The sequence below is a fragment of the Neobacillus sp. Fa239 genome (assembly GCF_055395235.1).
On the sequence record NZ_AP041611.1, the window covers coordinates 2,080,468 to 2,100,552 of the forward strand.

Sequence of the window (20,085 nt, forward strand, 5' to 3'; positions counted from 1 at the left end):
TTATCATTTATTCACGGTTCGAATGACAGAAGTGGATAAGCCTATCTATTTTGGGGTAATCTACCAATCATGAGAGAAAGTTTACCTTCCCATTAAAGTGAGGCGATTCTTGTGTCGATTTTATCGAAAATGCTAAAAAATAAGCAAAAAAAACGACAAAATGATAATTATCGGCAAAAACAAGACCCATCTAAACCGGAAGATCTCCCTATAGAAAGTGATTACAAGGAGAATATTAGTCGAATTAAGGAAGAGTTCGGAAAAAGCACAGATATTGCGTTCCGTGAAATCGGTTTTTCAAAATGTAAAGGAACTGCCGTTTTTGTGGATGGATTAGCCGATAATCAGATGATCAGCGAGTTCTTCCTGGAAATGAATACGGAAGATGTAAAAATTGCGGAATTCGATTCCTTCGAGTGGATGGTCAGTATTGCAACTGGGCTAGGAAACCTCCAGGTTATTCTTGATTGGAATCAAATATATGATTCACTTTTATCAGGAAACACCATCATTTTTGTTGATGGATACAATAAAGCGATTAGTGTAGACACAAAGGGATATGAAAAGCGTGCGATTACTGAGCCTTCCACACAATTATCGATACGTGGTCCAAAGGATTCTTTCACGGAAACACTGCGAACTAACACTGCTTTATTACGCAGACGAATTAAAAGTCCAAATTTATGGCTGGAAACGATGAAAATTGGCACCGTTTCCCAGACAGATGTTGGAATCATGTACATTAAAGGGATTGCAAATGAAAAAATTATTCAGGAAGTCAGAGATCGCTTAAAAGGAATAAACATGGATTCCATTTTAGGCTCTGGATATATTGAACAATTAATTGAGGACCAAACGTGGACTACATTTCCGACCACCTATCATTCGGAAAGACCAGATACAGTGACAGGGCATTTGCTTGAGGGGAGAATTGCCATCATTGTCGATGGTACGCCTTTTGTGCTCACCGTTCCAGCTATTTTTATCCAATTTTTTCAGGCTGCTGATGATTATTATTCCCGGTTTGATATCTCGACAGGAATTCGCCTTTTAAGGATTTTAGCTTTTTTCCTGGCGTTGATTGCTCCGGCTGTGTATATATCGGCCACAACCTTTCATCAAGAAATGATCCCAACCCCAATGGCGATTGCCATTGCTGCGCAACGGGAAAATGTGCCATTCCCGGCATTTGTCGAGGCCATGGTTATGGAGGTTACCTTTGAAATTTTAAGGGAGGCCGGATTAAGGCTGCCGCGATCAGTAGGTCAAGCCGTTTCGATTGTTGGCGCATTGGTAATCGGGCAAGCTGTCGTTCAGGCAGGCATTATCTCGCCTATCATGGTTATTGTTGTTGCGATAACTGCGATTTCAAATTTTTCAACACCCGTTTTTGCGATGGCGATTTCTGCCAGGTTGATCCGTTTTGTTCTAATGGGGTTAGCGACTATGTTGGGTTTTTATGGTATCATGATCGGTCTTATGTTTATGGTCATCCATTTATGTTCACTAAGATCATTTGGGATTCCCTACATGATGCCGATTGCTCCATTTAATATACATAATCAACAGGATGTCTTTATTCGCTTTCCGGTATGGGCAATGAAAAATAGACCGAAGTTTATTAGTAAAGAAAACATGGTAAGAACGGGTGAAAATCAAAAACCCGAACCGCCTAAACCGGATGAACAACAACAATCCCCAAAAGGTGATCAAGGATGAAAAAATTATTTTTGGTTTTTTCACTTGTCATTACTTTCCTACCAGTCCTCAGCGCCTGCTGGAATCAGAAAGAGCTGACAGAATTGGCGTTTGTGATGGCGATGGGAATTGATAAAGGAGACGGGAATCGGTTTAAAGTTTCGTTCCAGCTTGTCAATCCTGGAAATGTTGCCACTGGACAATCTGGAGGCGGCATGGGGCTCCCCATTGCCGTGTATAGTGCATCAGGGGATACGTTAACGGAAGCTGCCAGAAATGCGACAAAGAAAGTTTCTCGGAGACTTTATTATGCTCATACCAATTTGGTTGTCGTAAGTGAGGAAATTGCCAAAAAGGAAATGCTCAATATTATGGACGCATTGGACCGGGACCCTGAATTTAGAACAACAGCTCAGATGGTCATTGCTCGAAATTCAACGGCCAAAGAATTTGTAAGTGCACTTACCATATTAGATAAAATTCCAGTCAACCATGTAACAAAAGAACTGGAATCGACGCAAAAAATGCTTGGAGAAAATATGCCCGTGACGATCGATGATTTTATTAGTGGTCTTGTAAGTAGTGGAAAGGCGCAGGTGGTAAATGGTTACAAAGTTGTCGGAAACCAGAAAATGGCAAGTATCGCTTCTAACCTGCAAAAAACCACATCTGAAGCCTATCTTTCTGCAAATGGCTTAGCGATATTTAGAATGGGTAAATTAATAGGCTGGATGAGTCATGAAAAAGCACGTGGAGTTGTTTGGATTTTAAACAAAGTAAGCAGTACCGATGTTAATGTTGATTGGAATGGAAAAAAAAACGCAATCAATATGGCGCCGATTCGCTCAAAAACGAAGATTTCGGCCAGGATAAATAATGGGAAGCCTATAATTGATGTCCTCATAAAAGACGAAGGCTGGATTAGTGAAGCGAATACCGCAGTAGATTTGACCGATCCAAATGTCATTGAAAAGATAGATAAACAGGTTGAAAAAGAAATAAAAAAACAGATTCTTCAATCTGTTAAAACTGCACAAAAAATGAAAATTGATGTTTTCGGATTCGGTGAATTCGTTCATCGCAAGGATCCAAAACTATGGAGGAAATTGAATAAGGACTGGGATAATCATTTTGCTAATTTAGCAGTGAACGTCAAGGTTGATTCCTATATCCGGCGGGAGGGTATACGAACAAAGCCATTTTGGGTGGACCTCAATAGATAATGACCCTCCATAATAGGGAAGTGTACAAATGGAAAATGCAAAAATAAAGGCATCACAATTGTTTGTTCTGATTGTTCTCTTTGAAATGGGCAGTGCGATCCTTGTTGGTCTTGGATCCGGCGCAAAGCAAGACGCATGGATCGCCATTTTATTAGGATTAATTGGAGGACTCGGTGTCTTTCTCGTTAACTACCAATTGTATAAATATTATCAGGATTTACCTTTGACCGGCTATCTGCAAGTGATTGTCGGAAAATGGGTTGGACGCTTTATTGGTATATTGTACATTACCTACTTTATGTATTGCGCTTCAAGAGTATTGCGCGATTTTGGCGAGTTATTAACAACAACGATCTATACAAATACACCGATGATTGTGATTAATTCTTTAATGATTGTGACAATCATTTATGCGATTCATAAGGGCTTTGAAGTGATTGCCCGGGTGGGAGAGATATTTTTTGGAGTAGTTTATTTCATGGCGATTGGAGGGATTCTTTTAATTACTGTTTCAGGCCTAATTCATTTAGAAAATCTTCGGCCTATACTGGAGAATGGCTGGAAGCCTGTAATAAAGACATTTTTGGGTGAAACCATAACCTTCCCATTTGGAGAAATGATTGTCTTTACAATGTTGTTACCATATTTAAATGACTCGAAAAAAGTGAAATATGTCTGTTTCGGCGGGATGATTTTAAGTGGGATCAATATTGCGATTACGGCGGTTGTTAATGTATCTGTCTTAGGAGCAGCCCTGTTTAGCAGAGCTAATTTTCCGCTGCTATCGACCATTTCCAGGATCCAATTGGCTGATTTTATCGAGCGTCTTGATGTCTTATTTATGCTTTATTTAGTCATAGGCGGCTTTTTTAAAATTTCCATCTTTTTTTATGCGGCCGTTGCGGGTACAGCGGATATTTTTCAGTTAAAAAGCCAACAGAAGCTTTCATTTCCAATCGGTTTCATCATCTTGTTTGCATCCGTGACGATTGCTTCCAATTATGCTGAACATATAAAAGAGGGGCTAATAATTGTGCCGATTTATTTGCATTGGCCATTTCAAATTATTATACCATTTAGCATGCTGATCATTGCTTTTTTTCGAAATCGGAAAAAGAAGACCAGCTAAAAAGAGGGTGTTCCTTAAGGTTAGGAATACTCTCTTTTTTAGCTGGCAAGTTCAATTAGTGGTCTATTGTCGTAAAGGTAATTGGATATGAACGGATGTACCTTCATTTATTTGACTATCAAAGTGGATTGTTCCTTTGTGTGCTTGGACAATTTTAAAGCTGACGGTCAAACCGAGACCCGTTCCTTTTTCTTTTGAAGAATAGAAGGGCTCGCCAATTTTCGCCAATCTTTCTTTTGAAATACCGCTCCCATTATCCTTAATCGTGATGGAAATTATTCCATTCTCAAATTTCTCTATATTAACCCAAACCATGCCGCCATTTTGTGAAGCTTCAATCGAGTTTTTTATTAAATTTATGAATAACTGCTTCAACTGATTGGGTTCACATTCGATTAATAAATCCTCATTTGGAAAAGAAGACTCAATTTGAACATTATAAAGACTTGCTTCTGTGCTTAATAAGGAGATGACATCAAATAAAATTTTTTGAATACCGAACGTCGTAAATTTTAGGGCCTGTGGTTTTGCTAAAAGCAGCAGCTCGCCAACAATATGGTTGATTCGATTTAGTTCATCGAGCATGATTTGATAATAAAACTGATGCTTTTCATCTTCCATTTGCAACAATTGGACGAACCCTTTTAGAGAGGTGAGCGGATTGCGAATTTCATGAGCCACACTAGCGGAGAGTTCACCAACGACGGAGAGCTTTTCCGTCCTTCTAAGCCGCTCTTGGCTTTCGGCCAGCTCTTTTACCATATTTTTCTTCTCGGTAATATCCCTGCCCATGATGACGAGACCCTCTCTAGTACCATCCTCGTTAAAAAGCGGAACTTTGATCGTGTCAAATGTTTTGGTTGTGCCATCGGGAACTGGCAACACTTCTTCGATGCGTGTAATTTCGCCATTTCTCCAGGTTTCTTCATCCGATATTTCACAATATCTTAGCGCATCTCCATAAAACTCGGTGTATTCAGCTAATTCGGAGTCCTTTTTCCCTCGATAGTCAACGTTTTCAAGTTGAAATAAACGTAATCCAAAATCATTGGCTTCAATCCATCTGCCTTCGCCGTCTTTAAAATTCACAAAATCCACCATTGAATTGATTAACGTCGAAAGTCGTTTTTCGTCCTCTTTGGATGCATGTAATTCCTCTTTTTTATTTAGGAAAAAATAAATCATGCCGCCCGTGATCAACAAATATAAAATCTCTTTTGCTCTTTCAAAAAAATATTCCAACGAAGCTGGTATAAAATGTTCTACTAAAAAATTAGTTCCATATATCCAAATAATACTGGCAATGAAATAATATAGGATTACAAGCTTAGGTTTCTTCATGTAATTCTCCAGTTCTTTCTAGGAAGTTGAGTGAAAAAATATTTCACTTTCTATAGTACTAAATTCTGCACACATTTGGAATGATTCAAAATTGGAAATTACGGAAAATGACAAAATTACAAAAGGGTACCATTTGGTATGGAAGCACTAAAAAAAGGGGGCTGCCCCCACATTACATCACTTCAAACACAATCGGTGATAGTTTGTGGGAACAGACCCTTTATTCTTTCCTATTACCTTATAAAATCCGGATTCCTTTTTAAATAGCCTTCCCAGGCCATTTTTGCTGCGAACATGTTCTCTTTTCTTGATGCATCAAGCCTTTTTATTGTATCGCCATAGCCAATTTCCATTTCACCTTTTTCAAATCCTTGAAAAATGGCATCAGCAAAGTCGTTCAATGGGGCTCCAAAGGTATGCAGACCAACGCCTCCTAAATCTGTATTAACCGCTGGCGGGAGGATTTCGACAACTTCGATGCTCGTATTCTCCAGCTGATTGCGTAAAGACACCGTAAAGGAATGGATTGCTGCTTTTGTTGCGCTGTAGACCGGCACCCAAATTCCCGGCATGATCGCCAAGCCGGATGAAACATTGATAATGGCTGCATCCTTTTGTTGTTGAAGATGGGGGATAAACAGCATGGACATGTGAATGGGACCCTCCACATTTATCGCGATTTCATTTTGATAATAGCTCCAATCCTGGTCAGCATTTAATAGATTCACTTTCTGCTGAATCCCGGCATTATTAACCAGGACATTTAATTGGGGGAATTCACCGGTTATCCACTCAAATAATGATTGGCGGTCATCCACCTTTGCAACATCGTAAACTCTCGTATGTATTTGTGGAAACTTCTTCTTCGCTTCGTTCAGTTTCTCCTCCCTGCGGCCCACAATAATCACTTCATTTCCTCTTTCTAAAAAGCGCTCTGCAAAGGCTAAACCAATCCCTGATGCGCCACCGGTAATGAGAACGGTATTCCCTGATAATTTCATCTTTTTTCCTCCTCCATCGAATTATTTGATATTATAAACATTAATCGGTAATCTAACTATATCTTATCAAATAGGAGTACTTAATTATGTATGAAGATTTCATCATAAGGGATGCTTTGTTTAGTGATTTACCTGCAATCGTCAGTATTTATAATTCCACGATTCCAAGCAGGATGGTGACGGCCGATACTGAACAGGTATCAGTGGAAAGCCGTGAAAAATGGTTCCATGAACATTCGCCTGCCACTAGACCATTATGGGTGGTCGAAAATCAAGGTGAAATTTGTGCCTGGGTCAGCTTTCAATCGTTTTATGGCAGACCTGCCTATAATGCGACGGCTGAAATCAGTATTTACCTTCATCCTGACTATCGCGGGAAAAAGCTGGGGGGATATTTGCTTCAAACAGCTATCAAAGCTTGTCCGAGCCTAAAGATTAAAACCTTATTAGGGTTTATTTTTGGTCATAATGAACCCAGCGTTAAGCTCTTCACAAAACAGGGTTTTGAAAAATGGGCTCATCTTCCAAATGTCGCCGAGTTAGATGGAATCGAGAGAGACTTACTGATCCTCGGAAAAAAAATAGTGTAAAAGGAGATTTATTAAATGAGTGTACATAAAGCGATTAGTGATCATGTAAATAAACAAAACAAGAAGATCAATGATTTTTTATCATTGGACAGACTTCGTGAGGAGTATATCGAAGAAGCTTTGGAATTATGCAGACAGGGAAAAGCCTTTACAGTGGAAAAAATTAATGACGTAACAAACCAAATTAACACATTAGCAAAACAGGGCATTATCCCGACTCGAAAAAATGTAACGGCCGAAATGGTAAGAGAGTATGCGATGAAAACGAAGTAATGAAGCACAAATGATGGAAGTCTTCTATTAGGTTTTTTAGGTTACTTATAAGTGAGTAAAAGAGCGGTATCGGTCACCTATGAAGGCTCTAGGTGACCGATACCCGATATAAAGGTTGGATTCGGTCATCTAAATTACTACCACAATATCCACTGGCATCTTTTTGAGGTACACGATCCGCACGAGCATCAATTTACTATCATACCCACAGCTTTTTCCACGACAATAATTTTAATAAAATCCATTCAAAACCGTAATAAAAAGTTCACAAGCATTCTAAAGAAAATGAGGTAAAATATTCTTGTAAAACAATTTGTGAAACATTGAGCAAATAAAATCAGAAAATGAGGCGAACATCGATGCATCTATCTGTAAGCGCGCTAATCATTCGATTTTTAATGGGAGGTTCAGCCGTCCTTGCCTGCACTTTAGTGGCCAGGAGGCTGGGGGAGAAAGCAGGAGGAATTTTTGCCGCATTTCCTGCCGTCTATCTGGCAGCACTGCTAACGATTGGACTTGATTTTCATGGAGGCGAGCTAGTCAATCATTCTATCATCATCTCAAAAGGCGCAATATTTGGAATGGCGATCAATATACTTGTTGCCATTATTGCCGGTTATCTTTTGCCTAAACTTGGTTGGAAACGTGGCATCATTCACTCTATGGCTTGTTGGTTTGTAGTATCGATTGTAGTCGTTTTTATAACATCACATTAGAAAAAAGGTGGACAACGTGAACAAAAAGGACTTATTCATACGATTTTTACTCGGTGGGACAGCCGTATCAATGAGTTATCTCATCACCATTATTTCTCCTTGGAAAATTCTTGCCGGAATCTTTGCTGCTTTTCCTGCGGTCATGCTGACAGCCGTCATTATGGTGGGAATTGCCGCTGGTACCAAGAAAGCAACGAACATTGCCAAAGGCTCTGTCTATGGAATGATGGGTGGCTTGGTTTGTGTAACAGCCGTCCTGCTGGTCCTGAAATCTACAAATAACTGGGCTTTCAGCATCATAATCGGCTTACTTGCATGGCTTGTCAGTTCGATTGCCATTTCAACACTAAGAGAACGTAAAATTCTTCGGGCAAAATTAAAAAATCCTTTGGTGTAAAAACACCGAAGGATTTTTTTATATAAAACTTGTTTAATCTGAAAGTTCAGAATAAAATTAAACCGAAATACCAATCGGTAGATATGTTATTTTCAAAAAGTATCTAGCATATTAATGGGTAATATGAATTTGTAGAATTTCCAATTTATTAAATAATGTATTAAAGAAGTGCCCACAAATTCCGGTAGGAAAAACCGGAAAGCCGGCAGACCGAAAAATTAAGCAGATCTAGAGGTGATGTTGAATTGTTCAAAGAGCATATCGGAAAACAATCAAATAAAGTGAAGAACATAGTCGAAAGAGGAGCTGTTAAGAAATTTGCTGAAGCAATCGGCGACCTCCATCCGATCTATATTGATGAAGAAGCCGGAAAAAAATCGCGTTACCAAAATAATATTGCACCGCCCACTTTTCCAATAGTCTTCGATTTTGGTGTGATCGAGGGATTTACTCTACCCATTAAAGGCTTAATTCATGGAGAGCAGTCTTATCATTATGAACGGCCTATATTAGTGGGCGAAGAGGTCTATTGCTACACCGTCATTAAGAATTATCTTGAGAAAAGCGGGATGGGCTTCCTTATAGTGGAAAACAACGGCGAGGACAGGTCAGGGAACGTAATCTTTCGTTCAAAAATGACGGTCATTATCACGGAGGCGGTTAGGAAGGTGCTGAACAATTGAAAACACTTGATCAATTGCAAATAGGCGAATCTTTAGAGGAAGTTCAACTACCGCCTGTATCAAGGCTTGATTTAATCAAATATGCGGGTGCAAGCGGCGATTTTAACCCAATCCATACGATTGATGAGGAAGCCAAAAATGCAGGACTCCCTGGGATTATTGCCCATGGGATGTGGACCATGGGAAATCTTGCGAAGCTTTTTACTGCCCATTATGAAGAAGGCTTTATACAGGATTACTCGATTCGCTTTAAAGGCATGGTTTTTTTAAATGATGTCATTACCTTTAAGGCAATACTGTCCGATCAAAAAGAAAACAATCTATATTTAAACGTGCAGGCCGTGAACCAGGATGGAAAGGAAGTATTGAAGGGCGAAGCTGTTTTTCAGCAATATTAATTGAGGGCCCGGCAGTTGCCTTGTTTATTCATATGGGAGAGGTGTGTTCGTAGAATTTTAGATTCGCCGATAAATTAGCTAGATTCGCTGATAAATCTGTAAAATTCGCCGATAAACTCGCTAGACTCGCTGATAAATCCAAAGAATTCGCCGATAAAAGCTTTCGAATTTCAGATACTTACCTTTTATTTGCGTATTCAGGATGCTTATTTGCGAATCTGACACTTATATTTGCGAATTGAGGATGTTTATTTGCGAATCCGGCACATTTATTTGCGAATTGTAAATTTATGAATTTTTGCAGAATGGAGTGGTCTTGAATATGGTTAAAATTGTACCACTAGAACTCGAGACTCAATTTGCAGAAGGTACAGTAAACTCCTTTTTAGTAATAGGGGAGTCCGTTACATTAATTGATACAGGTGACCCGGGAGTTAAGTCTTTTCAAACGTTGAAATCCTTGCTGCACCACCAGGGCTTTACTTTGAAAGACCTCGATCATATCGTCCTTACGCATGTGCATCTCGACCATGCAGGCGGTGTCCGTTTAATTCAGGAAGAGACGGATGTACCAGTCTATGTCCATGAGAAAGCAAGAGGTCCTTTTAATAGTGGACCACAAGATTTTCAACAAATTGAGGATTTCTATAAACAATTTTTGGATCAGTGCGGGGCCGACTATCGAAGACATATTATATGGCAGGAATTTAAGGAAGAAAAGTGGAGCAACATTAACTATGTGAAGGAGGGAGAGACGATCCCGCTTGGCGGAACCCCTTTTGAGGTAGTCTTTGTCCCTGGACATAGCGGCTGCGATATGCTGCTGTGGGATCCGCAATCGGGGGATACCTTTGCTGGTGACCATCTTCTCAAGGCTTTTTCTGTCAATGCATTTATCGAACCACCGATTAATGGGGAGAAGGAACGGTCGAGTCCGCTTTTACAGTACCGAAAATCGCTTGAAAAAATCAGCCGTTTGCCATTAAAAACGATATATCCAGGGCATGGGGAACCCTTTCACAATCATTTAGCAATCATTGAAACAAGAAGACAAGAACAGGAGAAACGCTGCGAAACCATTTTGGAAATTCTCCTTGATGGTGAAAAGACGGTATTTGAGCTTTGCACAAAAATCTATCCTCAATTAAGGGAACGAACCGTTTTTCTTGGCCTTTCGCAAATACAGGGGCATTTGGAATTGCTTGAATCTAGAAATCAAGTCCATTCAAAGCTAGAAGGGCGCTTAAGAAAATATTATGTAATCCAATAGAAAGACCAGCAGGCCGGTTGATAGTCTGCTGGTTTTTTATATAAATTTTTTGAATACTGCTTCAGAATCATATATAATTTGCATTAGGGTCATTTCCCATGGTTGGGCAATACCGTATATTTTATTTAATTAAGGAGTAATCAAATGGAAAAAGTACTTATATTCGGTCATAAAAATCCTGATACCGATACAATTTGTTCTGCGCTTGCATATGCTGATTTGAAAAAGCAATTAGGAATGGATGTTGAGCCAGTTCGCTTAGGTGAAGTAAATGGCGAGACACAATATGCCTTAAATTATTTCAAAGCAGAAGCTCCGCGTTTGGTGGAAGCTGTTTCAGCAGAAGCGAAATCTGTCATCCTTGTGGACCACAATGAGCGCCAGCAAAGTGCAAATGACATTGCCGATGTTCGTGTTTTAGAGGTTATTGACCATCACCGCATCGCAAATTTTGAAACAAGTGACCCATTATATTACCGTTGTGAGCCTGTTGGTTGTACGGCAACCATTTTAAACAAAATGTATAAAGAAAATGGGAAACAAATCAGTAAGGAAATTGCGGGCCTTATGCTTTCTGCCATCATTTCTGACTCCCTATTATTCAAATCACCAACCTGCACAGACCAAGACGTTGCTGCTGCACATGAATTGGCAGAAATTGCTGGTGTTGACGCAAATACATATGGTTTAGAAATGTTAAAAGCCGGTGCTGATTTAAGTGATAAAACTGTTCCACAGCTTTTATCGCTGGATGCCAAAGGATTTGAAATGGGCGGCAGCAAAGTAGAAATCGCCCAAGTAAATGCGGTTGATACGGATGAGGTTCTTTCCCGAAAAGAGGAATTAGAAGCTGAGATTTCAAAAATCATTGCCGAAAAGAACCTTGATCTATTCTTATTCGTTGTTACTGATATTTTAACAAATGATTCTGTCGGTTTAGCATTAGGAAGTAAAGCGACTGCAGTAGAAAAAGCTTATAATGTTACACTCTCTGCTAACACAGCCGTCTTAAAAGGCGTAGTTTCTCGTAAAAAGCAGATTGTTCCAGTTTTAACCGATATTTTTAATAAAGGTATTTAATTCAAAAACCCATCATTCAGGATTGCATGATGGGTTTTATTTTGTAAATGAAAAAATTATTCCTGCTGTTTTTTATTCTCTTCTTTTTTATTTTTCATCAAGAAGAAGGTCATTTGCTGGTCTGATCCAGTTAGCAGTTTATGAAGATAGGATGAAGTTGCTTTATAGCCATTTTCAATTTTTTCAGCTAAATGATTGGTTCGCTCAAAAAGAATCGAACGGAATTCATGCAATTGCCGTGAAATTTTTTCTATAATTGCTTCATGGGAATCTAATCGGCTTAAAACACTCTTCTGAATTTCCTCCTGCTTCGAAATATGGATAGCCATTTGCTTTTGCAGATCCAATTGTTCTTCCAATTGTAGTGTAAACTGTTGATGAATGGTATCGTTCTTTTTGATAATCTCTTGATTGGAGTCGAGCACACTGTTAATTTGATTCATTAAATCCTGTTTTACTGTTCCTTCCGTTTTCAACATTGTCTGCTTTAAAAATTCCCTTAATTCGCTGTTAGCTTTTTGTTGTTCTTCCATTAATTCTGAAAATGAATTCCTTCTTAAAAGCTGCTGATTTGGTTCCTGAAGATTTTCTTTATTCCTAAAAACCTCGGGATTTTTAATGAATAAACCCATTTTTAATGCTCCTTTATCAATATTAATTGTGATATCTTATGCCCGAGGGATGGGTTACGGACGCATTTAAGGGAGCCCAAAATTACATGTAACAAAATTGAAACTATTAAACATAAAATATAGAAAACGTCACTTTTAAAGGGGACAGAAAATGTCTATTTTCAGTTTTTTCGACAATAAATGTGCGATTTGTAAAAGAAAGGTGAAGCCGCTGCGCAAATACCTGAATGACAAGGGGGAGACGGTCAAAGTCTGCATTCCTTGTTCCGAGTATGCTGAAAGACGGGCTTATCAAAAAAAATAGAAATGAAAAAAGCCAGGTTCCTAAAAGAAGGAATCCTGGCTTTTTGTAAGCACATAAAAATGAACGGGTATCTCTGAATTCGAATTCTTTAAAAACCCATTCACCTGCCAGCCCTGCTGAAAAGCCTGACTAAAGGCATCTCTTGTTTTCAAACGCCAATCAGTGCCGACCGCTAAATTGGTATTTCTGATTGTTCGGAAATCCTTAGGTATGGCTACATAGGCCACATCACTATTAGCAGGTAACGACCGTACCGCTTTAGGGAAGGGGAGACCTTCCTCATTCATTGCCCACTGAATCAGCGATTGTTCCATTGCATCATCCAGTTTGCCCACCTTTTCCAGCGGGTTCACGTCACCGATATGCCATTCCACTAGAAAGCGGTCTGATGGAATCCCGCTATTCAGAATGTCTTCCATTTCACCGTAACAATTTGTGATATAGGTCGAACATACTCCGCCGAGCTTGGCGATATTTAAATACCCATTAATGCTTTCTAATGGATCGTATGTCCAGGTAATCAGCGAATATCCAAGCTTCTCGGCTTCCTCACGCTGCTTATTCTTTAATTTCTCACCAATTCCTTGATTGCGAAAATTAGAATCAGTCCCTAATGTGTGCGAGCAAAGATAAACGGATTTCCCGTTGAAACCGGGAAAGCTGTATTGAAATCCTACCAGTTGGTCCCTGTAAAAGGCGCCCAACACCAAACCGCCGTTTTTCACGGCCGTAATGGTTTGGTGGGTGGGGATGGAGTCTGACTCCCCCCAAATTTTAGATTCCAGCTTTCTCACTTCTTCCAGCTCGTCAATCCGATACAGGGAACGAATCTCAATTTCCTCACTTCTTGTCATGATTAATTCCCCCTTAAAAATAAACCTTATTCCCGGCTGAAATCAGCTTCCTGCAATGGAACCATTTTCGTCTTCTTGACAAATTTATAACCTAAATACCCTAAGAGAAATAATGGAAGACCAATGTAGGAAACCAAAATGCCGTACCAGTCAATCTTTGACCCGATAAATGCTCCATAATTAGTACCCAATGTAGCTACTAAACATAGTACTGTTGCCAAAATGGGACCGAATGGATACCATTTGGCGACATATGGCAGGTCGTTCAAATTTTTACCTTGTTCCTTGTATGCTTTTCTGAAACGCAGGTGAGTAACAGAAATACTTAACCAGGAAAGGTATCCTGCTAAGCCGGCTGCATTCAATAACCAATTATACACGGTTCCGTCTCCGAAAAGGGAAGTAAGGAAGCAAAGCATACCAATTAGGGTCGTTGCATAAATCGCATTAACCGGAACGCCACCTTTATTTACTTTTTTCAAGAATGATGGGGCTTTTCCTTCTTCCGCTAAGGTCCAAAGGACACGTGACCCAACATATAAAGATGAATTTCCCGCTGATAGAACAGAGGTTAGAATAACCGCATTCATGGCAGCCGCCGCGAAGGCAAGCCCTGCATGTTTAAACACTAATGTGAACGGACTCACAGCAATATTCGTTAAATCAGAGCTTAATAGATTTGGATCTTTATAGCTGATTAAACAGCCGATCACGAAAATCGCTAATACATAGAATAAAAGAATGCGCCAAAAGATCTGCTTGATCGCACGAGGCATATCCTTGCTTGGATTTTCGCTTTCTCCTGCGGCAACCCCGACCATTTCTGTTCCTTGGAAGGCAAAACCGACAACCATAAAGACACTAAAGATCGATAAAATACCGCCATGGAATGGTGCATCCCCTTTCGTGAGGTTACTAAATCCACCGGCATGACCGCTCATGATTCCAAAGATCATGAGTAAGCCAACAGCAATAAACACAATAATCGTGAACACCTTGATAATGGAGAACCAAAATTCCGCTTCCCCATAACCTTTAACCGATAAAATATTTAATAGGAAAATAATGACGAGAAAGCTTGCACTCCACAGGATTCCCGGCACATGCGGCAGCCAGTATTTCATGATCAGGGAGGAGGCGGATAATTCAAGTGCGAGGATGATCGCATTGTTATACCAATAGTTCCAGCCGACAGCAAAACCTAATGCCGGGTCGACAAATCTGGATGTATATGTACTAAAGGAGCCAGTGATTGGAATAAGGGCCGACATTTCCGCTAAACTAGCCATTAAGAAATAAACCATGATTCCTGCAATTAAGTAAGCGGCAATCGCACCGCCCGGACCGGCATCATGGATCGTCGTGCCGCTAGCTAAAAAGAGTCCCGTGCCAATCGTTCCGCCAATGGCAATCATCGTTAAATGGCGCGTTTTCAATTTTCGTTCCAAATGCTCCTGATGAAGGGGTTGTCCAGAGGATTGATATTTTTTCGCTGTATTTTGCATAAAACACCTCTTTTAATTTATTGGTCTGAAGCATGTAAAATTGTTTGAGTTAATATTTTTGCTCCATAGATAAGGGCATCTACCTTAAACTTCATGTGTGGATGGTGAAGACCTGGTGATAGATCACAGCCTAACCCAATCATCGTAGCCGCAATCTGAGGATTTCTGGTTGTATAATAGTGAAAATCCTCACCACCATGGGAAATACAGGTTGGAACCACATTTTCTTCTCCAAGAATGGAGGCAATTGCACTTTTTGCTAAGTTGATTGCCTTCTCATTTACAGAGGCGGCAGGAACAGATTCTACGACAGACATTGAGATTGTTGTCCCTGTTTGTCCCATAATTTGCTTAATAAGAACCTCTGTTTCCTGTTTGAGCTCGCTCATGACTTCATTTTTTTGTGCCCTTACATCCAAGGTAAAAACAGCTGTTTCCGGGATAACATTGGAAGCCTCATTTTCGGTATGAAGCTTGGTCATTTTGATGGAGTAGGGGACGGATGTGTCGAGCTGGATCTGCTTTAATTTTTGAATGAGTATGGCAGCTGCCTCAAGAACATTGATGCCATCCTCCGGTCGAGATGCATGCGCCTGCAAGCCTTTTATGGTCCCGCTAAAGGTTGCCGCCGCTCCGTGGATAATGACAGGTGAAGCTTTTAAGTATGGAACTTCAGAATTTGGACGAACATGAACACCGAATAAATAATGGACATTTTCCAGAGCGCCATCTTGCATCATTTGAAGGGCACCTTCCCCTTTTTCTTCAGCAGGTTGAAAAATAAAGCGGAGCGTGTGTTTCGGTTGAATCCCGCTTGCATGAATGGCTAGAGCCGCAAATAATACCATCGTACTATGGGCATCGTGACCACAGGAATGATTGGGTTTAATGACACCGTCAACCTCTTGTACAAGAGCATCCAGGTCAGCTCTTAACGCAACTACTTGATTTGATTCACCCGGAATTTCTGCGACGATTCCATAATGACCGGAAAACGTCTTATATTTGATACCAGCATTTTGGAGGCATTGGCAAATATAGGTGGATGTATGTTTTTCTTCCCAGCTTGGTTCGGCTAATGCATGGAGCTCATCATAGGTTTTTAAAAGTAAATCCTGATAGAAGTCAATAAATGGAATCGTTTTCATTTTTGCTTCACCTCCTTTAAATATTATTCAATAAAAACGTTGAAGCTGGAATAGAGTCTTTCCAGTTTTTCTTGATGTGACTGAATCCTTTTTTGGTCCTTTTGATGGATCCCCTCAATAATTAAATCTAAAAGACTTATGACAGATGCAATCGAGTTCATGCCCGTTTCCGCATTTTCTTCAGTAGTCAGGACAATATCAGCAATTCGGCCGACAGGTGATAAAAGGCGGTCGGTTACGGAAATTAAGCCAATATTATGCTGGCGGGCACACTCCGCTATTTTAATGGTTTCATTTGAATAGCGAGGAAACGAGAATACGACGACCACCGATTGATTGGTAAGATTGCAGAATTTTTCAAAGAAATCTCCAGCCGGAGAACAAAGACTGACATTTTCTCTGATCGTGCTTAGCATATACGAAAACCAATAGGCGGCGGCGTGTGAAAGGTAATGCCCGGAAATTAAGACTTGATCTGCCTTGATTAAGGCATCAACGGCTTTCCAGATTTCTTGAACATTCCCCGGGTTTAGGAGATGCCTTAAAATATGAACCTCATTTTCAATTACTTTTGTAAAAGGGTCCTTCATTTGCTGAATGTCAGTGGATGAAGCCTGATCTGTCTGATGCTGCATGAGCAGCTGCTTTTGAATTTTTGTCTGCATTTCACTGAACCCTTCAAAACCTAATGCATAGGAGAGCCGAATAACGGTTGTTTCACTAACATCTGATAGGCGGCCAATTTGATAAGCTGTTTTAAAAGCCGATTCATCCAGGTTATCAATCAAATAATTGGCGACTTTTTTTTGACCTGCTGATAAATAGGGGAATTTTTCTTTGACCATCAATTGAAAAGACTGCTCCATTCCCTCATCCTTTCGTACTTTAGTTAAGTAATGAATTAGTGAAGTAAATACTTCAAAAAATCTTCATGATGCATGAAATCCTTTAATGATTTTACCTTAGCATAAAAAGAAACAGAAATGAATCATTATTTTAAGTTTTTAGACTTTTTAGATAAAATTTCAATTCATGTAATAAATGTAGTAAGATGTTTCTGGGCATGTCTAAAAGAAAGGAGAAGACAATAAAATGAATCGATGCGGCTGGGTGAATCAAGATCCACTATATATTCATTACCACGATCAGGAATGGGGGGTACCCGTTTATGATGACCGTTTGCTTTTTGAGTACTTAAATCTGGAAGGGGCACAGGCCGGGCTTAGCTGGTATACAATCCTAAAAAAACGGGAGAATTACCGCAGTGCCTTTGATAACTTTGATCCTGAAAAAATTATCCGGTACGATGAAAAGAAAATCGAAGAGCTATTACATAATGAAGGAATTGTCCGGAATAAATTAAAAATCAACGCCGTGGTGACAAATGCCCACGCGTTTCTGAAAGTTCAGGAGGAATTTGGTTCCTTTAGTCAGTATATTTGGTCCTTTGTGGGTGGAAAGCCGATCCAGAATCATTTCCATGAATTAAAGGATGTTCCGGCAACATCGGAAATAAGTGATCAATTAAGTAAGGATTTAAAAAAGCGCGGCTTTAAATTTGTCGGTTCCACGATTTGTTATGCATTTATGGAGGCCGTCGGCATGGTGAATGATCATATCGTCACATGCTTTTGCTACCAAAAAACGGAATCAGAAATTGATGTGTTAAAGGAGAATAATGATTTTTTATAACTGTTGATTGGAGCGGAGGGCGCTCGACTCCTGCGGGATATAGAGGTCACGGGAGACCCCGCAGGCGCCTAAAGCGCCGAGGAGGCTCCCGGACCTCCCCGCGGAAAGCGAGCGCCCGCAGCGTAAATCAACAACCTAGTTTAATAGAAATAAAAAGGCCCATCACTTAAAAAGTGATGGGTTTATTTACGATTGCAAATCTATGACTCTAAAAATCATTAATTTATTGATTTTTCCAGCAGAAAATCTCCAATTGGTAAGGTAATAATCTTTCCACCAATTTGTACATGAACAGTATCGTTAAAAATGGCTTTTACGATTCCTTTTAAGGAGATGGTTGAATTTACATCAATTTTTTTTGAATCAGAATTGGTTGCCAAATTATTCACACCTTCCAAAGTAGTATGGTGATATTATAAAGGATGGGTAACAGTTAAAGCTAGGCAAAAGTATTGTAATAATTAATTTTATGAAGAAAATTTAGGAAAGGTGCCTAAATTAAAAAAATAAGCCGATTATTAGACGAAAAAGTAGTTCAAGTATGAACCGAAGGCCCTAGTCATGTCAATGGAAAAACATGAACATTAGTTCCAATTTTAGTACCTATGGTATGATAAGAGCGAGATACGATCCAACAACATAATTTAAAGGCATCGAGTAAATGGAGAGAGGAAGTTTTTTCTGTGGAAATCGAACAAATCCTTAACATGAAAGAGTTAAAAATGCTTAAGGTTGAGCTGACAAGGTTCATGATGGCATATAAGTTTGCGTTAGATGAAATGAATACAAAGATTAATATTTTAAAAGATGAGTTTAATTTTATTCATGACTATAATCCCATCGAGCATGTGAAATCACGGATTAAAGCACCTGAGAGTATTTTGAAGAAGGTGTATCGGAAAGGGTGCGACTTTTCATTAGAAGCGATCAAAGAAAATATTAAGGATATTGCAGGAATTCGCATCACCTGCTCGTTCCGTTCAGATATTTATGAAATCAGTAAAATGATTGCGAGCCAAAAGGATATTAAAGTCATCGAATATAAAGATTATATCGAAAATCCAAAACCAAATGGTTATCAAAGCTTGCATATGATTTTAGAAATTCCTATTTTTATGTCTGACCACGAGGAATTAACCTATGTGGAAGTGCAAATTCGGACCATTGCGATGGATTTTTGGGCAAGCCTTGAGCATAAAATTTTCTATAAATACAATAAGGAAATTCCATCCCATATGTCAGCCGAATTAAAAGAAACAGCGTCAATGGCAGCCCATTTAGACAGGAAGATGGAACGACTTCATCAGGAAATCTCTGCCCTCAAACTAGCGGAGGAAGCAAAACAAGAGATCAGTCTCAACCTGCCACTGCTTGAATCATTCATGGAAAAAAGTTTTGGCATAACAAGCAAATAACCAAAAGGGTCTGACATGAAACTGAAGTCAGACCCTTTGTGTTGAGTTCATTCGCGTTACCATACCCTGGTATGTTATAATCGATTGATAAAGGGGAGGCGATGGAATGTCTTTTGAACATGAGAACATGAAGGATTTAGACGAGGAGACCTGCTGTGACGCGGAAGGAAGCCACCGAAAAAGCCACCATTCAGATAAAACCAAAAGTAACCTGATCACAAGATTAAACCGCATCGAAGGTCAAATCCGGGGGATTAAAGGGCTTATTGAAAAAGATACATATTGTGATGATGTGATCACGCAAATCTCGGCTACGCAATCGGCGCTAAATAGCGTGGCTAAAATCCTTCTAGAGGGCCATCTGAAAAGCTGTGTAGTCGAAAGAATCCAAGAAGGTGATTTTGAGGTACTCGACGAGGTTTTAGTAACAATCCAAAAATTAATGAAAAAATGAGATAAGGCTAGTAATATGAACCATTTTTGTTATAATGGGAATGGTAATTGAAATGAATACAGTGAAATGTAGGGGGACCGGTATAGCCGGTTGAGAGTTTGTCCGCAAAAGACAATGACCCTTAGAACCTGATCTGGTTGATACCGGCGGAGGGAACATATTCTTAAACAATTAATTGTTTGTTGATATGCACTCATGGTTCGAGCCTGAGTGCTTATTTGTTGTTGTCAAAGTTTTGTTCTATAATGCAATCAACCAGATTCTAATTCAATTTCAATTGAA

22 protein-coding genes and 1 riboswitch are annotated in these 20,085 nt (G+C 39.6%); of the genes, 14 read left to right on the forward strand and 8 right to left on the reverse strand.

Annotation, left to right across the window (positions count from 1 at the left end; all coding sequences use genetic code 11):
• Positions 1-129 precede the first annotated feature (129 nt).
• From ACZ5XR_RS09895 to ACZ5XR_RS09905, 3 genes are read left to right on the forward strand one after another with little or no spacing between them, the layout of a single operon-like run.
• Positions 130-1,719: a spore germination protein gene (locus ACZ5XR_RS09895; RefSeq protein ID WP_464502280.1), complete on the forward strand. Its 1,590-nt coding sequence runs from the start codon at positions 130-132 to the stop codon at positions 1,717-1,719.
• A complete protein-coding gene (locus ACZ5XR_RS09900; protein ID WP_464501486.1) occupies positions 1,716-2,921 on the forward strand; it encodes a Ger(x)C family spore germination protein in 1,206 nt (401 codons plus the stop codon). The genes ACZ5XR_RS09895 and ACZ5XR_RS09900 overlap by 4 nt, the downstream gene beginning before the upstream one ends.
• A 28-nt stretch (positions 2,922-2,949) precedes the next feature.
• On the forward strand, positions 2,950-4,050 hold the full coding sequence (locus ACZ5XR_RS09905; protein ID WP_464501487.1) for a GerAB/ArcD/ProY family transporter: 1,101 nt from the start codon (positions 2,950-2,952) through the stop codon (positions 4,048-4,050).
• 63 nt (positions 4,051-4,113) lie between these two features.
• Here the strand turns inward: ACZ5XR_RS09905 and ACZ5XR_RS09910 are convergent, their stop codons facing one another.
• Both ACZ5XR_RS09910 and ACZ5XR_RS09915 read right to left on the reverse strand, forming a co-directional pair.
• Positions 4,114-5,391, reverse strand: a complete 1,278-nt coding sequence (locus tag ACZ5XR_RS09910) for an ATP-binding protein (protein WP_464501488.1) — start codon at positions 5,389-5,391, stop codon at positions 4,114-4,116.
• Positions 5,392-5,624: 233 nt separating this feature from the next.
• Positions 5,625-6,392 carry an SDR family oxidoreductase gene (locus tag ACZ5XR_RS09915; protein ID WP_464501489.1) on the reverse strand — a complete coding sequence of 256 codons (768 nt, stop codon included), beginning with the start codon at positions 6,390-6,392 and terminating at the stop codon, positions 5,625-5,627.
• Between the two features lie 86 nt (positions 6,393-6,478).
• Here ACZ5XR_RS09915 and ACZ5XR_RS09920 point away from each other — a divergent pair, with 86 nt between their 5' ends.
• The 8 genes from ACZ5XR_RS09920 to ACZ5XR_RS09955 all read left to right on the forward strand — a co-directional run bounded on the left by ACZ5XR_RS09920 (position 6,479) and on the right by ACZ5XR_RS09955 (position 11,799).
• On the forward strand, positions 6,479-6,982 hold the full coding sequence (locus ACZ5XR_RS09920; RefSeq protein ID WP_464501490.1) for an N-acetyltransferase family protein: 504 nt from the start codon (positions 6,479-6,481) through the stop codon (positions 6,980-6,982).
• Positions 6,983-6,997: 15 nt separating this feature from the next.
• On the forward strand, positions 6,998-7,255 hold the full coding sequence (locus tag ACZ5XR_RS09925; protein ID WP_464501491.1) for a YpbS family protein: 258 nt from the start codon (positions 6,998-7,000) through the stop codon (positions 7,253-7,255).
• 359 nt (positions 7,256-7,614) lie between these two features.
• The gene (locus ACZ5XR_RS09930; protein ID WP_464501492.1) at positions 7,615-7,971 is read left to right on the forward strand and encodes a DUF3147 family protein; all 357 of its coding nucleotides are present in this window, start codon (positions 7,615-7,617) and stop codon (positions 7,969-7,971) included.
• Positions 7,972-7,987: 16 nt separating this feature from the next.
• Positions 7,988-8,368, forward strand: a complete 381-nt coding sequence (locus tag ACZ5XR_RS09935) for a DUF3147 family protein (protein ID WP_464501493.1) — start codon at positions 7,988-7,990, stop codon at positions 8,366-8,368.
• A 245-nt stretch (positions 8,369-8,613) separates the two neighbouring features.
• Entirely contained in the window at positions 8,614-9,051 is a 438-nt protein-coding gene (locus ACZ5XR_RS09940; protein WP_464501494.1) for a MaoC family dehydratase N-terminal domain-containing protein, read from the forward strand.
• The gene (locus ACZ5XR_RS09945; protein WP_464501495.1) at positions 9,048-9,449 is read left to right on the forward strand and encodes a MaoC/PaaZ C-terminal domain-containing protein; all 402 of its coding nucleotides are present in this window, start codon (positions 9,048-9,050) and stop codon (positions 9,447-9,449) included. Before ACZ5XR_RS09940 ends, ACZ5XR_RS09945 begins: the two co-directional genes overlap by 4 nt.
• A 322-nt stretch (positions 9,450-9,771) precedes the next feature.
• Positions 9,772-10,719 carry an MBL fold metallo-hydrolase gene (locus ACZ5XR_RS09950; protein WP_464501496.1) on the forward strand — a complete coding sequence of 316 codons (948 nt, stop codon included), beginning with the start codon at positions 9,772-9,774 and terminating at the stop codon, positions 10,717-10,719.
• Between the two features lie 144 nt (positions 10,720-10,863).
• Positions 10,864-11,799: a manganese-dependent inorganic pyrophosphatase gene (locus ACZ5XR_RS09955; protein ID WP_464501497.1), complete on the forward strand. Its 936-nt coding sequence runs from the start codon at positions 10,864-10,866 to the stop codon at positions 11,797-11,799.
• 56 nt (positions 11,800-11,855) lie between these two features.
• Here the strand turns inward: ACZ5XR_RS09955 and ACZ5XR_RS09960 are convergent, their stop codons facing one another.
• The 5 genes from ACZ5XR_RS09960 to ACZ5XR_RS09980 all read right to left on the reverse strand — a co-directional run bounded on the left by ACZ5XR_RS09960 (position 11,856) and on the right by ACZ5XR_RS09980 (position 17,108).
• A complete protein-coding gene (locus ACZ5XR_RS09960; protein WP_464501498.1) occupies positions 11,856-12,431 on the reverse strand; it encodes a hypothetical protein in 576 nt (191 codons plus the stop codon).
• Positions 12,432-12,755: 324 nt separating this feature from the next.
• Positions 12,756-13,589: a GNAT family N-acetyltransferase gene (locus ACZ5XR_RS09965; protein ID WP_464501499.1), complete on the reverse strand. Its 834-nt coding sequence runs from the start codon at positions 13,587-13,589 to the stop codon at positions 12,756-12,758.
• A gap of 26 nt (positions 13,590-13,615) precedes the next feature.
• Positions 13,616-15,094 (reverse strand): amino acid permease, encoded by a 1,479-nt coding sequence (locus ACZ5XR_RS09970; RefSeq protein ID WP_464501500.1) that lies wholly within the window; start codon positions 15,092-15,094, stop codon positions 13,616-13,618.
• 17 nt (positions 15,095-15,111) lie between these two features.
• Entirely contained in the window at positions 15,112-16,242 is a 1,131-nt protein-coding gene (locus ACZ5XR_RS09975; protein ID WP_464501501.1) for an amidohydrolase, read from the reverse strand.
• A 23-nt stretch (positions 16,243-16,265) separates the two neighbouring features.
• Complete coding sequence (locus ACZ5XR_RS09980) at positions 16,266-17,108, reverse strand: MurR/RpiR family transcriptional regulator (protein WP_464501502.1); 843 nt, start codon at positions 17,106-17,108, stop codon at positions 16,266-16,268.
• 226 nt (positions 17,109-17,334) lie between these two features.
• Between ACZ5XR_RS09980 and ACZ5XR_RS09985 the strand changes: the two genes are divergently transcribed.
• Positions 17,335-17,934, forward strand: a complete 600-nt coding sequence (locus ACZ5XR_RS09985; protein WP_464501503.1) for a DNA-3-methyladenine glycosylase I — start codon at positions 17,335-17,337, stop codon at positions 17,932-17,934.
• 218 nt (positions 17,935-18,152) lie between these two features.
• Here ACZ5XR_RS09985 and ACZ5XR_RS09990 read toward each other — a convergent pair whose 3' ends face one another.
• Entirely contained in the window at positions 18,153-18,314 is a 162-nt protein-coding gene (locus tag ACZ5XR_RS09990) for a hypothetical protein (RefSeq protein WP_464501504.1), read from the reverse strand.
• A gap of 327 nt (positions 18,315-18,641) precedes the next feature.
• On the opposite strand from ACZ5XR_RS09990, the gene ACZ5XR_RS09995 reads away from it, so the two are divergent.
• A complete protein-coding gene (locus ACZ5XR_RS09995) occupies positions 18,642-19,349 on the forward strand; it encodes a GTP pyrophosphokinase (protein ID WP_464502281.1) in 708 nt (235 codons plus the stop codon).
• 106 nt (positions 19,350-19,455) lie between these two features.
• Positions 19,456-19,803, forward strand: coding sequence for a metal-sensitive transcriptional regulator (locus ACZ5XR_RS10000; RefSeq protein WP_464501505.1), 348 nt, complete (start codon positions 19,456-19,458; stop codon positions 19,801-19,803).
• Between the two features lie 60 nt (positions 19,804-19,863).
• Positions 19,864-19,975: riboswitch (TPP riboswitch) on the forward strand.
• Positions 19,976-20,085 lie beyond the last annotated feature (110 nt).

Excerpts from the sequence above, each read along its gene's own strand:
- ACZ5XR_RS09895 (WP_464502280.1), top strand. The coding sequence starts at position 130 with ATGCTAAAAAATAAGCAAAAAAAACGACAAAATGATAATTATCGGCAA.
- ACZ5XR_RS09900 (WP_464501486.1), top strand. The coding sequence starts at position 1,716 with ATGAAAAAATTATTTTTGGTTTTTTCACTTGTCATTACTTTCCTACCA.
- ACZ5XR_RS09905 (WP_464501487.1), top strand. The coding sequence starts at position 2,950 with ATGGAAAATGCAAAAATAAAGGCATCACAATTGTTTGTTCTGATTGTT.
- ACZ5XR_RS09910 (WP_464501488.1), bottom strand. The coding sequence starts at position 5,391 with ATGAAGAAACCTAAGCTTGTAATCCTATATTATTTCATTGCCAGTATT.
- ACZ5XR_RS09915 (WP_464501489.1), bottom strand. The coding sequence starts at position 6,392 with ATGAAATTATCAGGGAATACCGTTCTCATTACCGGTGGCGCATCAGGG.
- ACZ5XR_RS09920 (WP_464501490.1), top strand. The coding sequence starts at position 6,479 with ATGTATGAAGATTTCATCATAAGGGATGCTTTGTTTAGTGATTTACCT.
- ACZ5XR_RS09925 (WP_464501491.1), top strand. The coding sequence starts at position 6,998 with ATGAGTGTACATAAAGCGATTAGTGATCATGTAAATAAACAAAACAAG.
- ACZ5XR_RS09930 (WP_464501492.1), top strand. The coding sequence starts at position 7,615 with ATGCATCTATCTGTAAGCGCGCTAATCATTCGATTTTTAATGGGAGGT.
- ACZ5XR_RS09950 (WP_464501496.1), top strand. The coding sequence starts at position 9,772 with ATGGTTAAAATTGTACCACTAGAACTCGAGACTCAATTTGCAGAAGGT.
- ACZ5XR_RS09955 (WP_464501497.1), top strand. The coding sequence starts at position 10,864 with ATGGAAAAAGTACTTATATTCGGTCATAAAAATCCTGATACCGATACA.
- ACZ5XR_RS09960 (WP_464501498.1), bottom strand. The coding sequence starts at position 12,431 with ATGGGTTTATTCATTAAAAATCCCGAGGTTTTTAGGAATAAAGAAAAT.
- ACZ5XR_RS09965 (WP_464501499.1), bottom strand. The coding sequence starts at position 13,589 with ATGACAAGAAGTGAGGAAATTGAGATTCGTTCCCTGTATCGGATTGAC.
- ACZ5XR_RS09970 (WP_464501500.1), bottom strand. The coding sequence starts at position 15,094 with ATGCAAAATACAGCGAAAAAATATCAATCCTCTGGACAACCCCTTCAT.
- ACZ5XR_RS09975 (WP_464501501.1), bottom strand. The coding sequence starts at position 16,242 with ATGAAAACGATTCCATTTATTGACTTCTATCAGGATTTACTTTTAAAA.
- ACZ5XR_RS09980 (WP_464501502.1), bottom strand. The coding sequence starts at position 17,108 with ATGGAGCAGTCTTTTCAATTGATGGTCAAAGAAAAATTCCCCTATTTA.
- ACZ5XR_RS09985 (WP_464501503.1), top strand. The coding sequence starts at position 17,335 with ATGAATCGATGCGGCTGGGTGAATCAAGATCCACTATATATTCATTAC.
- ACZ5XR_RS09995 (WP_464502281.1), top strand. The coding sequence starts at position 18,642 with ATGAAAGAGTTAAAAATGCTTAAGGTTGAGCTGACAAGGTTCATGATG.
- ACZ5XR_RS10000 (WP_464501505.1), top strand. The coding sequence starts at position 19,456 with ATGTCTTTTGAACATGAGAACATGAAGGATTTAGACGAGGAGACCTGC.